Here is a 12807-nt window from a genome sequence, read left to right as displayed (position 1 = left end):
TGCAAAGTTTCCATTGATCATTATGGTGGGAGACCCCAGGCATGATCCATGGTGAGGGGGTCTCAGTATCATAAGCACTGTTGGGTATTCTAGAATTTCATCGCGATGCAGCGCTGGCTTTGTTGTTGGCGGTTCATTATTACCTTTTTCAGTGTTGGCATAAGACCGGGATTGCTGTCCAGCGCCCTGCGGTACTTCTCTGCGCCGGCTTCATTACAGAGTATCGGGAATACCTGGGCGAAGGCCTTGTTATACAGCGTATCCGCTTCCGCGTTCACTCCGGGGACTGCTCCGAGGACACGTTGGCTTAATCTGTCGAAGATTTCCAGCTGCTCTGCCGGGAAGAGTGCCCCCGTCGCGGCCTTGATCTGGCTCAACTTGTACTGGTCACGCTGCCCGAGGATATTATCCAGCCATCGCTGCTTTGCGTCTTCAATCGGTCGTATGGCTTCCGCGGTAATCGCGCTATTGCGGGCTCGGTCCGTGTTGTCCCTTTCCAGTTCGGACTTAACCAATGCTTCGTAATTACCGTGCAGGTGACGGTTCAGCAGTACGATGAGTTGCCAGCGCTTGTCCTGGTCGATGGTGAGCCCATCGATGGCCAGCTCGCCATCAAGGAGCTTGCGGGCGTTGTCGAGGGCGGCCTCGGTGTGGGCGACCCGGGTAAAGGTACCGAGCCAGGTTTTCTGTTCGTCGCTGCCGGCGGGAGCATCATTCAGTTGCTCCCAGGCAAAATCCTCGATTGCGGCAAGTTGCTGGTCACGTTTATCCCGGGCCAAGTCGAGGCGATATAAATAGTCCCGGGCGGATGCCAGGTGGCCGCTGATGGCCCGGATCACATTGATATCCTGCTCGGCCGCGGCATTTTCCAGGGCGAAGCTGATCCACTCGCCCAGGGGCATCTTGCCGGACAGTACGCTGCCATAGAGGTTCTGCCACAGCATCAGGCGGGTGAAGGGACTCTCTATCGCATTGATATGTTGTGAAAGCTGCCCGACAGACTGCGGGTCCAGCTCCACCTTTACATAGCCCCAGTCCTCGTCGTTGGGGTTGAGAATCTGCGGGCAGGGCAGTCCCTCGGCTGCCTCTACCCGGGTCGAGGCGCCACTGTAGGTTACGGGTATGGCTTCCACGCGGCTCATGGTGCCGTCCTGCATCCGGTAGATGCCCAACTGGATGCGCTGGTCCCGCAGTACCGGGTACTCGTCCGGCGCTGTCTGTTCCAGGGTCAGCCCGGTGATCCTGTCGTTTTCGCACTGGAAGCTGGCGCTGAGGGTGTTAACCCCCGGCTGGTATAGCCAGGCGCGGGTCCAGTCCCCGAGGTCCTTGTCCGCCGCTTTGCCCAGGCTGCCCATAAAGTCCTGTAGCGTGGCATTGTCGTAGGCATATTCATTCAGGTAATTGCTCACTCCCTGCTGGAACTCTTCCTTGCCCAGGTAGAATGGCAGCTGCTTCAGGACCGAGCCGCCCTTGCCGTAGGTAATGCCATCGAAGTTGGAAAAGGCTTCTGCGGTGTTAGCCACTGGCAGCTCGATCGGGTGCGTGGTAACCAGCTCGTCAGAATCGTAGGCCCATTGTTTGGTGCGCAGGTAGAAATTCTCCCACACGTCATCGAACTCACTGTTCTCCGCCAGCGCCAGGTAGGCCATATAAGTGGCGAAGCTTTCCTTCAGCCAGAGTCCGTTCCACCAATCCATGGTGACCAGGTCACCAAACCACATATGGGCCATTTCGTGCGCGATCACATTGGCCAGGCGCTGTCGCTCGGCCTGGGTTTTCTCGCCACGGGAAACATAGGCCTCGTTAAAGGTGACGGCGGCCACATTCTCCATGGCACCGATGGTGAAATCCGGCACGATTACCTGGTCGTATTTGCCGAATGGATAGTCGATGCCGTAGTAGTCCTGGAAGAAGTCGAATGACTGTCTGGTGAAGGTGAACCAGTCTTCCGGTTTTACATTCGGTGCCAGTGTCTGGCGTGCCATCAGGCGCAGGGGGATACCGTTCGCGTCGTCTTCCCAGACTTCGTAGGGGCCGGCATGCAGCGGGAAGATATAGGAGGAAAACTTCTTCGTCTGCGGGAAGTGCCAGAGCCTGTGGCCATCTGCGGTGTTCTCGACCTTGTCCTCGCGGGCAGTGGTCACCACCTGCCAGTCGGCCGGGGCTTTGACCTGCACGGTATAGCGCGCTTTCAGGTCGGGCTGGTCAAAGTGTGGGAAAAAGCGATTGGCCTTGTAGGGCTCAAAGTGGGTGTACAGGTAGACATTACCGTCTTCCGGGTCCTGGAAGCGGTGCAGGCCGGAACCATCGGTGGAGTATGGGTGGTTGTAAGTAATGGCGATGCTGTTCTCGCCAGCCTGCAGGCGCTCTGGGGCAATGCTGATAAAGTAGTCGTTGTAGTCGAAGGGAATTTCCTTACCTCCGACCGTCACTTTCTCCACGTTGCCACCGGTGAAGTCGATAGTCAGGGGCTGGTCCGGAACTTGCGCCAGCGTGGTGTCGGCTACCACGGTGCCGGTAAAAGTCTCTCCCTCGTTATCCAGTGCCACAGAGATGCTGTAGTCCACATCGGCAATCTGCTGTTTGCGCCACTTGGCATACTCGGCCGTCAGCTCCGGGCCATCAGCGCGCGAAACCGCATTACCATCGCTTTGCTGTGTGCTGGCTGCGGCGGGACGGTCCGGGGATTGACCGGACGCGACCGGGTCATTGCCCGCGCTGTCCTTTCCACAGGCGGTGAGTATGGCTGCGGATAACAGTGTTGCCGTAAACAGGGGTAGCTTTCTCATGGGGAACTCCGGTGTTCGCGCCGGTCGGGATCGCGGATTGTTATATATACATATCCAGGCGGGCTGTGCGCCGGGCTTTAAGTGAGTTATACCACGCCGACGCAGCCGCTTCGAGGAACAGGATATTCAGAGAGTGGTGGCAAAATGGTGGCTTGTGATATCGAACCCTTCGCGCAGGTAGAAGCGGTGTGCGGCGAAGCGTTGCACGCCGGAATCCAGGTGCAGTTGTTCGCAGTTGTTCTCCCGTCCGTAATGCTTCAGCCAGCTGACCAGAGCCTTGCCGGCTCCGCTGGAGCGGTGATTCTGGTCCGTAACCAGGTCGTCCACATAGATATGCTTACCCCAGGCGAGCTTGCGGTTGATGACGAACCCTGCAACGGCAACCGGTATGCCGTCGACCAGCGCGATGGCTACCTGGTAACCGTCCTCCTGCTGGGCCCTGATTTGACGGAGCAGGGCTGCGTGGCTGAATTGGGGCCGCAACTGCAGCAGTAGTTCCGCGGCAGCCGAGAGATCGGTGTCGCTGGTGGCCAGTCGGATTTCCATTGATGCATTTCTCCGGTTCAGTTGCCTGTGTTTGCCGCTTCATTCCTGGATTGCAGGACCTGTTCGATAAAGTCTGCCCAGACCGGGTCGGGCTCCCAGACCTGCAGCAAAAGTTCCCGCGCACGGCTCTCGGGCCAGTCCTGCTTCACGGTGTGATAGAGGTACATAAATGCAGAGACGCGCATATTCATGGCGCAGTGCACCCACACCCGGCTGCCGGCCTGTTGGCGCAGTACAGCCGCGAAGAGTTCAAACTGGCTTACCTGTGGCCGGTCGAAACGCACCGGGATATGCACATAGCTCATGCCGTGCCCGGTCACGACATCGCCCTCGTGTTCGATGGCGTTACTGGCGGTACTGAGGGCAAGGTTGATTACGCTGGTATAGCCGAGTTCGGCGATCTGCCTGAAGTCATCGGCGCTGGGTTGGCCGGATGTGGCAATGTGGTCGGAGACCCGTAGGAAATTGGTGATATTGATAGCGATTCCCTCCGTGGAAGTGGGTCGCCTTTATAACATGCCCCGCCCGGCACTGTGGCCGGGCGGAAGCGGGCGGGGAATCAGTTGCTCGGGAACGAGAACTGGGCACCTTCGCGTACCCCGCTGGACGGCCAGCGCTGGGTGATGGTCTTGCGGTTGGTGTAGAAGCGCACACCGTCCGGGCCATAGGCGGACAGGTCGCCGAACAGGGAGCGCTTCCAGCCGCCGAAGCTGTGGTAAGCCACGGGTACCGGCAGCGGTACGTTGATGCCCACCATGCCGACCAGGATATTGTCGCTGAAGTAGCGCGCCGCTTCGCCGTCACGGGTGAAGATGCAGGTGCCGTTGCCGTACTCGTGGTCGTTGATCATCTGCATGGCCTCTTCCATGCTGTTGGCGCGCACCACCAGCAGTACCGGGCCGAAGATTTCCTCCTCGTAGCAGGTCATGCCCGGCTTGACGTTGTCGATCAGGGTGCCGCCGACAAAGAAGCCGTTCTCGCCGCCGTCCACTTTCGGGTTGCGGCCATCCACCACGATGCTGGCACCCTGCTCCGCGGCGCTGGTGATATAGCCGTTGACCTTGTGCATGTGTGCCTCGGTGATCACCGGGCCAAAGTCATTGCTGCTGTCGGTGTAGGCGCCGACCTTCAGCTTGCCCATCTCTGCGGTCATTTTCTCGACCAGGGCATCGGCGGCTTCATCGCCGACACACACGGCAACCGACAGGGCCATACAGCGCTCACCGGAAGAACCGAAGGCGGCACCGGTGAGGGCGGCCACGGCGTTGTCCATATCGGCGTCGGGCATGATGATGGCGTGGTTCTTGGCCCCGCCCAGGGCCTGGCAGCGTTTGCCGTGGGCGCTGGCTGTGGCGTAGACATATTCGGCGATCGGGGTGGAGCCCACGAAGCTGACCGCCTGTACGCGGTCATCGGTCAGCAGGGTGTCGACGGCTACCTTATCGCCGTTCACCACATTCATGACGCCGTCCGGGAGGCCGGCCTCCTGCAGCAGCTGGGCCAGGTATAGTGAGGCGGACGGGTCGCGCTCGGACGGCTTCAGTACGAATGTATTGCCGCAGACGATGGCCAGCGGGAACATCCACAGCGGCACCATGGCCGGGAAGTTGAACGGGGTGATACCGGCGCAGACGCCCAGCGGCTGCATCTCGCTCCAGGAGTCGATGCCCGGGCCCACGTTGCGGCTGTGCTCGCCCTTCAGCATCTGCGGGGCGCAGCAGGCGAAGTCCACATTCTCGATGCCGCGGGTCAGTTCGCCCATGGCGTCGTGGGAGATCTTGCCGTGCTCTTCACCGATCATCGCGCAGATATGCTCGGCATTCTCTTCCAGCAGCTGCTTGAACTTGAACATGACCCTGGCGCGCTTGGCCGGTGGGGTGTTGCGCCATGCCGGGTAGGCGGCCTGTGCGGCGGCGATGGCTTCCTCGACAGTGGATCTGGCCGCGATGGCCACCTGCCTGGTGACCTCACCGGTGGCCGGGTTGAATACGTCCTGGGTACGCTCGGCGGTCTCGTTGACCTGGCCGTTGATGTAATGACCCACAATGCTCATGTGTCTTCCTCTTTTTATCTATCAATTCTCTGGCCGTCATCCGGCGGGATGACGGCATGTTTTTTTATTGGCTGTCCGCCACCTGCTTGATGGCATCGCCCAGTGCGCTGACCAGGCTGTCGATCTCTTCCGGCTGGGCGACGAAGGGCATGCCCAGCTGCACGGTGTCGCCACCGTAGCGCACATAGAAGCCTTTCTCCCACATTTTCATCGCAATCTGGAAGGGCCGCAGCAGCGGTTCGCCAGGCGCCGCCTCGATGGTGAGGCCGGCGGCCACGCCGCAGTTGCGGATATCGGTGACCAGCGGCAGGCCCTGCAGCTGGTGCACCCGGTCCTCCAGCACGACGGCCAGCTCGCCGGCGCGGGCGAACAGGTTTTCCTTCTCCAGGATGTCCAGCGATGCCAGTGCCGCGGCGCAGGCGACCGGGTGGGCGGAGTAGGTATAGCCGTGGGGCAGCTCCAGCAGGTAGTCGGGGCCACCCTGTTCCATAAAGGTGTCGTAGATCTCCTGCCTGGCGATAACCGCACCCATGGGCACGGCGCCGTTGGTGAGCTGCTTGGCGGTGTTGATGATGTCCGGGGTCACGCCGAAGGCCTCGGCACCGGTGGCGGCCCCCATGCGGCCGAAGGCAGTGATCACCTCATCGAAGATCAGCAGGATATCGTGCTGGTCGCAGATCTCCCGCAGGCGCTGCAGGTAGCCCCTGGGCGGCGGCAGCACGCCGGCGGAACCAGCCATGGGCTCGACAATCACCGCGGCGATGTTGGAGGCATCGTGCAGCGCCACCAGCTCCAGCAGCTCGTCGGCCAGGTGGGCACCTTCCTCCGGCATGCCCCGGCTGAAGCGGTTCTCCGGCAGTACGGTATGGGCCAGGTGGTCAGCGTCCACCGCAGCGCCGTAGAGGGCGCGATTGGCCCCGATGCCGCCAACACTGATGCCGCCGAAGTTCACCCCATGGTAGCCCTTGGCACGGCCGATCAGCTTGGTCTTGGACGGCATGCCCTTCTTGCGCCAGTAGGCGCGGGCGATCTTCAGCGAGGTTTCTGCGGACTCGGAGCCGGAACCGGTAAAGAACACCCGGTTCAGGCCCTCGGGCATGAACCGGGTGATGCGCTCGGCCAGCTGGAATGCCTTGGGGTGGCCGAACTGGAAGGCCGGGGCGTAGTCCAGGGTGCTCAGCTGTTTGCTCACTGCCTCGGCGATCTCCGCCCGGTTGTGGCCCGCACCGCAGGTCCACAGGCCCGACAGGCCGTCGAAGATACGGCGGCCGTCGGCACTGGTGTAGTAGCAACCGTCGGCACCGGTGATGATGCGGGGGTCGCGCTTGAACTGGCGGTTGCCCGTGTAAGCCATCCAGTGGGCATCCAGCTGTGACTGGGTCAGCCCGGCGTAGTTGTCACTCATTGTTATTCTCCGGAAGACACGGATTGTTGATGTGGGATGCCAGGACTTTAGGTGAAGCTCAAAGTTGCATAAACTGCAATTTATCGATCTTTGGTTTCACTAATATGCAACTAAGGGGTGGCCGACTTTGAGTGAGGGTAACGATGGCGCGTAAACAGGCGGCCCTGCTGGGGCAGCTCTCCGATATCGACCTGCGCCTGTTGCGGGTATTCCGTGCCGTGGCCGAGGCCGGTGGCTTCTCGGCGGCGGAACTGGAGCTGAACGTGGGGCGCTCCACCATCAGCCGCCATATCAAGGACCTGGAGGTGCGCCTCGGGGTCACCCTGTGCCGGCGCGGTCGCGCCGGCTTTGCCCTGACCGATGAGGGCCGCCAGATCTACCAGGCCACGCTCAAGCTGCTGGCCTCCCTGGACGCCTTCCGGGGCGAGGTGGCGGACGTGCACCGGCGCATGACCGGCCATATTGCCATCGCCCTGTTCGACAAGATGGTCACCAACCCCGCCGCCCATATCGCCGACGCCCTGCGCCGCTTCGATGACCTGGCACCGGAGGTGAGCCTGGATATCCATATCGAGCCCATTAACGAGATCGAGCGCGGCGTGATGGAGGGGCGTTTCCAGCTGGGGGTGATCCCGGCGCACCGGGCTTCCCCCAGCCTCAGCTACCAGCACCTGTTTGATGAGCAGATGTACCTCTACTGCGGCTACCGTCATCCGCTGTTCGACACCGCGGATATCTCCATTGACGATACCGCGATCCGCGGCTGCAAATATGCCGGGCTGGGCTATCACTCCCCGAACATGGAGGTGGGCAACCGGCTGGGGCTGGAGCGGGATATCACCGTCAACGACCAGGAAGCCATCGTGCACTGCCTGCAGTCGGGCCGTTATATCGGCTACCTGCCGGATCATTATGCGGAGACGTTCGTGAAGAAAGGGGAAATCCGCGCGATCTGCCCGCTGCGCTACCAGTACCAGTGTGAGTTCGTGGCTATACAGCGGATCTCACCGAAGCCCTCGCGGATAGTGGCGACGCTGTGGGAATGTCTCGCTGACGTACATGACAGATAAGAAGGCAGGTGAGCATTGCCGCCATCATGGTGGCCCGGAAGGTGGTTGCCGGGGACGTAGCTCAACGGTATAGCAGCGGGTTTATACCCCGAAGCGCCAGATAAGCGGCAGGTTGTGGGTTCGATTCCCACCGTCCCTACCACAGGTTCCTGATATCCCCGCCGGCAATCGATATTTACCCCTGGGCGGATTTACCTGCGCGAAAGAATCAACCCTCTTCGCTGTCCACAGCCTCGCGCAGCTTGCCGAACACATCGCGAATAAATTTCTTTGCGGCCGGCATCCTCTTGTCCAGCTCTGATCGCATTGCCAGCAGCTCCCCGTTATCCGGACTGACGCGTAGGCCCCATTTCACGTTGTAGTCTGCACGCTCCAGGTCGTCTTCGAGCAGGCCGGCGCGGGCGCGGCGGATATATTCCGCGGTTACCTGCCCGATCCCGGCAGTGGCCTGGGGATTGTCCGGGTCCAGGGTCAGGGCCTCACGATAGTAGTGGATAGCATTGTCGTTCTTGGGGCGGTGCAGTCGATCATGCTCGATCGCCTCTGCGCCCATGATAACCAGGGCCTCGATACGTTTCTCTGTCACTGCCTGCAGTCCCCGGGCTGCTGCCGGGTTGTCGCCATCCAGCAGCAGGACCTGGCGGTAGTAGTAGCGCGCATTGTCCTCTTCCGGTGATATATAGCGGCCTTCCTGCAGGCCCCGCCCCGCGAGTTCCAGCAGTTCGCGAATCCGGCGGTCGGTCTCGCTCTCGTAAGTCAGCGCCATGATGACGGCGGCCAGTGCCAGCACGGCGGCGCCAGCGACGGGAGCTGCTTTCCCTTTCAGCCACTGGGGAGCCGTCAGTGCTGGCCCGCGGGCAGTGGCGATACGCGTTCCGGTCGGGCTATCGACCAATGTTGTAATGGCAGCAGCCAGTTCATGGCAGGACTGGAAGCGCTGCGCGGATTGCTTTGCCAGCATGCGTGACAGCAGCGGTGACAGGTAATCCAGCTCCGCGGGCAGGGTCGGGATCGGTTGCTGGATATGGTTGATGGCGGTGGAGGTGTGGCTGTCGCCCTTGAAGGGATTGTAGCCCAGCAGCAACTCCAGCAGGATCACGCCCAGGCCGTAAATATCGGTGGTGATATCCAGCGGCTGTCCCTGGGCCTGCTCCGGGCTGCTGTAGGACGGGCTGCCCAGGCTGAAACCGGCCTGGGTCAGGTCCGAGTTGTTGTCGGCATCCTTGGCGATACCGAAATCCGTCAATACCGCCGTGCCATCGGCACGAAAGAGGATATTCGCCGGCTTCACGTCCCGGTGGATGATGCCCTTGTCGTGCACCACCGCCAGGCCCTCGGCAATTTGCCGGATCAGCTGCAGGATTGCACCGGGCTTCCGGAACCGTTCCTGGTTCTCGCTGAGATCACCACCGTCCAGGAGCTCCATGGCGATGTAGTAATCGCCGCTGGGGAGAGTCGAGATATCGTGGATGGTGATGATATGTGGGTTGGCCAGGCTGGCGATAAAGTGCGCTTCCCTGATAAAGCGCGCATTGAGCGACTCATCGGCACTTTTGCGCAGTACCTTGATGGCCACCTTGCGATTCAGGGATTCCTGGGTGGCCAGGTACACCGAGGCCATACCGCCATGGCCGATCTGGCCGTGGACCGTGTAACCGGGAATTTCGAGATCGGGATGACTCATCGGGGTGACTTACCAGGTGCGCGGATTTCCTGCCGTAGAACAGGGGCGCTTACTTTGTGAACACAGTCACAGGGCCCCATCACATTACCAGCTAGCGGCAAGGATACCGCTCCCGTGGGGCGAGATAAAGCTGGCCCGGAGCCTCGCGCTGGGGGTTTATGTCTTCAGTGCAACCAGCTGGCAGCGGTCGATGCCCTCGCCGACCTCACCCTCGCCGAGGTCACATAGTGCCGAGAGATAAATATCACTGGCCGGGGAATAACCATTTTCGGACAGGTAATCGACGATTTAGGTAAAGAAGGAGGCATCAATATCCAGCGTATTCAGTGCGTAATCGAACATGGGCGCCAGCTTCTGGTGCTGTTCTGCCGATTGATATCCAGCTTAAACGGACGGCAAACAGCAGTCAGTGAAGCCGTGACCAGCGGCAGCTGTTTGTATGTGAGAGTGGCCCGGCCGGGCAATATTAAAACGGTGCGGGTTCGGCGGGTGGGAAACTGGATCAGGCTGCGCCTGATAGAGGGTTAGCAGTCGCCACCACCACCATCACCACCACCACCACCACCACCACCGTCTGCACCATTGCTGGCGCTGGAGATGCCGGCTGCGTCGCCCCCGGAATACTGCCTGCTGCCACTGCGCTGGTCTTTACCGAAAGTGACAACCAGCCACAACAGGGACGAAACAAGAAAGAAGGTGAAAATCACCGGGGCAATACCCGACCGGAAAGTGCTTTCTGAAGAAATGTCTATCAGCTGCCAGGAGCCGAAAAGCCCCAGGGCGTTGATCAAAAATGCTTTCATCAATAATCCTTATCTTCGGTAGTGATAAACACTGCCCGGCAGCCCGATTCCCCGGGGACTGCTGCACTCCCAGCTCTCACTCTGGCGCGTTTTATAGCACCCGCTGGCGCCGCCTACGACCGGGTGTAAGATAATGTAATTGCAGTATGTACCAGAGTGCCATTTGGGTCGGAAAGCTATGTCGAACGTATTTTTTCTTTTCACGCAGAGCGGCATCGCTCTTATGGGAAGATAGTTGATTTTCAGGCAGGCGAAAGGCTGCGGCGAGAGTGTGAATCACACAGTGAATTTGTGTGGGGTACTGCCCGGCTAAATCCTGGCTTACTGGGATTGCTCGCCAGAGCTATGACCATGGCGATTCATGCCTTGCAGGCCAGCTTGGGGATCTGGTGATGATGGTAAAGGGAGGAAAGAAGAAAGGGTCGGGCGTTGCCCTGAAAACAGGCGGGGGCATTCCTGCCCCCGATAATCATAAATGTCAGGCGGGGGCAGGCTCCGCATCGGCGGTGGCAATGCGGTCGATGTAGGGTGCCAGTTCCGGTTTGTTCTCCAGGATTTCCGCGCGGGTCAGGCCGTCGATCTCATGCGGGAACACCAGCCACTGGCTGGTCTTGTGGATAAAGTAATCCGGCTCGCGCTCGGTCTTGTTGTTCGCCGGCTTGTAGTATGGCGTCGCCACGCGGATCTGCGGGGTGTTCTTCTTGCAGGCCTTTTGCAGGTCCTTGATGGTCTGGTCGATGCTGAGGCCTGAGTCGTGCACGTCGTCCACGATCAGCAGGTTGTCGTGGGACTCAAGGCGCTTGATCAGGTAGGTCAGGCCATGCACCCGCACATGCTTGTCGCGCTGGCCAATACCGGTGTAGGACGAGGTGCGGATGGCAATATGGTCCGCGTCCACGCCCATCACGTGCAGCAGCTCCTGCACGGCGATACCCACGGGTGCGCCGCCACGCCAGACGCCGACAATGTAGTTGGGGCGGAAACCGCTCTGGAAAACCTGCTCTGCCAGTGCGTAGGAGTCTGCCAGCAGTTGCTGCGCGCTGATAAAATGCTTCTTCACGTTACTTCCCTACCTTAGAAAAATACAAACTTGGCAATGAACAGGGCCGCCAGCAGGTAAACACTGATGCTGACATCCCGCGAGCGACCGCTCAGGGTCTTGATGACCGCGTAAGCGATAAAGCCCAGGGCGATACCGTTGGCGATGGAGAAAGACAGCGGCATCATTACCGCGGCGATGACCGCCGGAGCCGCCTCGGTAATGTCATCCCAGTCGATGGAGGACAGGCCCGAAGTCATCAGCACTGCCACGTACATCAGGGCACCGGCGGTGGCGTAGGCGGGCACCATACCCACCAGCGGCGAGAAAAACAGGGCCAGCAGGAACAGGCCGGCACAGACCACGGCGGTGAGGCCGGTGCGTCCGCCAGCGGCAACGCCCGCAGTGCTTTCGACATAAGTCGTGGTGGTGGAGGAACCCAGCAGGGAGCCCACGGCAGAGGCCGAGCTGTCGGCCATCAGCGCCTTGCCCATGCCCGGCAGCTTGCCCTCTTTATCCAGTAGCTTGGCCCGGTCGGCGGTGCTCAGCAGGGTGCCGGCGGTATCGAACAGGTCGACGAACAGGAAGGCGAAGATCACGCTGATCATGCCCACTTCAAAGGCGCCGGCAATATCCAGCTGCATGAATGTCGCTGCCATGCTCGGCGGGGCGGAAACCAGGCCGGCGTATTGCACCTTGCCCATCACCAGTGAAATCGCGGTGGTGACAAGAATGCCGATCATCACGGCACCCAGCATGCGCCGGAACGCCAGCGCGGTGATCAGGAAGAAGCTCAGCGCGGCCAGGATGGCATCGCTGGAGGTCATATCCCCCAGGGTTACCAGGGTGGCCGGGCTGGCGACCACAATGCCGGCGCTCTTCAGCGCGATAATGGCCAGGAACAGGCCCACGCCCGCCGCCAGTGCCTGCCGCAGGGACATGGGAATACTGTCGATAATCCACTGCCGCACCTTGAAGATACTCAGCAGCAGGAAAACCACACCGGAGATAAATACCGCCCCCAGGGCTACCTGCCAGCTGTAGCCCATCTCCCCGACGACCACGAAGCTGAAGAAGGCGTTCAGGCCCATGCCCGGTGCCAGTGCGAAGGGGTAGTTGGCGTAGAGCCCCATAATGAGGCAGCCGATGGCCGCGGCCAGGCAGGTGGCCGTGAACACCGCACCCTTGTCCATGCCGGCTGCGGCCATGATGTTCGGGTTAACAAAGATGATATAGGCCATCGTCAGGAAGGTGGTGACACCGGCAATTATTTCCTGGCGGACACTGCTCTGGCGCTCGGACAGCTTGAAGAGGCGCTCCAGCAGTGAGGCTTTCCCGGGCGACTGGGGTACTGCGGTCTTGTCGGTCGCAGAAGCGGGGGCTTGGTTCATGGTCTGGTTTAATCCCGAAAGTAATGC

10 protein-coding genes and 1 tRNA gene are annotated in these 12807 nt (G+C 60.6%); 2 read left to right on the top strand and 9 right to left on the bottom strand.

The window, feature by feature from the left end; all coding sequences use genetic code 11:
* Positions 1–89: 89 nt before the first annotated feature.
* From pepN to LVE68_RS08620, 5 genes are all read right to left on the bottom strand, one after another.
* Positions 90–2789, bottom strand: coding sequence for an aminopeptidase N (pepN, locus tag LVE68_RS08640; protein ID WP_233006626.1), 2700 nt, complete (start codon positions 2787–2789; stop codon positions 90–92).
* A gap of 126 nt (positions 2790–2915) precedes the next feature.
* Positions 2916–3335, bottom strand: coding sequence for a GNAT family N-acetyltransferase (locus tag LVE68_RS08635; protein ID WP_233006625.1), 420 nt, complete (start codon positions 3333–3335; stop codon positions 2916–2918).
* A gap of 17 nt (positions 3336–3352) precedes the next feature.
* Positions 3353–3808, bottom strand: a complete 456-nt coding sequence (locus LVE68_RS08630) for a protein tyrosine phosphatase family protein (RefSeq protein WP_255701178.1) — start codon at positions 3806–3808, stop codon at positions 3353–3355.
* Between the two features lie 86 nt (positions 3809–3894).
* Entirely contained in the window at positions 3895–5388 is a 1494-nt protein-coding gene (locus LVE68_RS08625) for a CoA-acylating methylmalonate-semialdehyde dehydrogenase (protein WP_233006624.1), read from the bottom strand.
* Positions 5389–5452: 64 nt separating this feature from the next.
* Positions 5453–6793, bottom strand: coding sequence for an aspartate aminotransferase family protein (locus LVE68_RS08620; protein WP_233006623.1), 1341 nt, complete (start codon positions 6791–6793; stop codon positions 5453–5455).
* Between the two features lie 143 nt (positions 6794–6936).
* Here LVE68_RS08620 and LVE68_RS08615 point away from each other — a divergent pair, with 143 nt between their 5' ends.
* Positions 6937–7863 (top strand): LysR family transcriptional regulator, encoded by a 927-nt coding sequence (locus LVE68_RS08615; RefSeq protein ID WP_233006622.1) that lies wholly within the window; start codon positions 6937–6939, stop codon positions 7861–7863.
* A 50-nt stretch (positions 7864–7913) separates the two neighbouring features.
* Positions 7914–8005 (top strand) — tRNA-Ile (locus LVE68_RS08610).
* A gap of 66 nt (positions 8006–8071) precedes the next feature.
* Here LVE68_RS08610 and LVE68_RS08605 read toward each other — a convergent pair.
* From LVE68_RS08605 to LVE68_RS08590, 4 genes are all read right to left on the bottom strand, one after another.
* Positions 8072–9547 (bottom strand): serine/threonine-protein kinase, encoded by a 1476-nt coding sequence (locus LVE68_RS08605; RefSeq protein ID WP_233006621.1) that lies wholly within the window; start codon positions 9545–9547, stop codon positions 8072–8074.
* 524 nt (positions 9548–10071) lie between these two features.
* Entirely contained in the window at positions 10072–10350 is a 279-nt protein-coding gene (locus LVE68_RS08600; protein ID WP_233006620.1) for a hypothetical protein, read from the bottom strand.
* A gap of 478 nt (positions 10351–10828) precedes the next feature.
* Positions 10829–11410 carry a phosphoribosyltransferase gene (locus LVE68_RS08595; RefSeq protein ID WP_233006619.1) on the bottom strand — a complete coding sequence of 194 codons (582 nt, stop codon included), beginning with the start codon at positions 11408–11410 and terminating at the stop codon, positions 10829–10831.
* Positions 11411–11424: 14 nt separating this feature from the next.
* On the bottom strand, positions 11425–12780 hold the full coding sequence (locus LVE68_RS08590; protein ID WP_233006618.1) for an NCS2 family permease: 1356 nt from the start codon (positions 12778–12780) through the stop codon (positions 11425–11427).
* Positions 12781–12807: the final 27 nt, after the last annotated feature.

Origin of the sequence: Microbulbifer sp. YPW16 (assembly GCF_021290385.1) — a bacterium.
Classification (GTDB): domain Bacteria; phylum Pseudomonadota; class Gammaproteobacteria; order Pseudomonadales; family Cellvibrionaceae; genus Microbulbifer; species Microbulbifer zhoushanensis.
The sequence above is the reverse complement of the archived record's forward strand: the minus strand, read 5'-3'. Positions and strand labels throughout refer to the sequence as shown.

What these genes read in the sequence shown, in the direction of transcription:
- LVE68_RS08590 (WP_233006618.1), bottom strand. Translation starts at nt 12,780, where the DNA reads ATGAACCAAGCCCCCGCTTCTGCGACCGACAAGACCGCAGTACCCCAG.
- LVE68_RS08615 (WP_233006622.1), top strand. Translation starts at nt 6,937, where the DNA reads ATGGCGCGTAAACAGGCGGCCCTGCTGGGGCAGCTCTCCGATATCGAC.
- LVE68_RS08620 (WP_233006623.1), bottom strand. Translation starts at nt 6,793, where the DNA reads ATGAGTGACAACTACGCCGGGCTGACCCAGTCACAGCTGGATGCCCAC.
- LVE68_RS08625 (WP_233006624.1), bottom strand. Translation starts at nt 5,388, where the DNA reads ATGAGCATTGTGGGTCATTACATCAACGGCCAGGTCAACGAGACCGCC.
- LVE68_RS08600 (WP_233006620.1), bottom strand. Translation starts at nt 10,350, where the DNA reads ATGAAAGCATTTTTGATCAACGCCCTGGGGCTTTTCGGCTCCTGGCAG.
- LVE68_RS08605 (WP_233006621.1), bottom strand. Translation starts at nt 9,547, where the DNA reads ATGAGTCATCCCGATCTCGAAATTCCCGGTTACACGGTCCACGGCCAG.
- LVE68_RS08635 (WP_233006625.1), bottom strand. Translation starts at nt 3,335, where the DNA reads ATGGAAATCCGACTGGCCACCAGCGACACCGATCTCTCGGCTGCCGCG.
- pepN (WP_233006626.1), bottom strand. Translation starts at nt 2,789, where the DNA reads ATGAGAAAGCTACCCCTGTTTACGGCAACACTGTTATCCGCAGCCATA.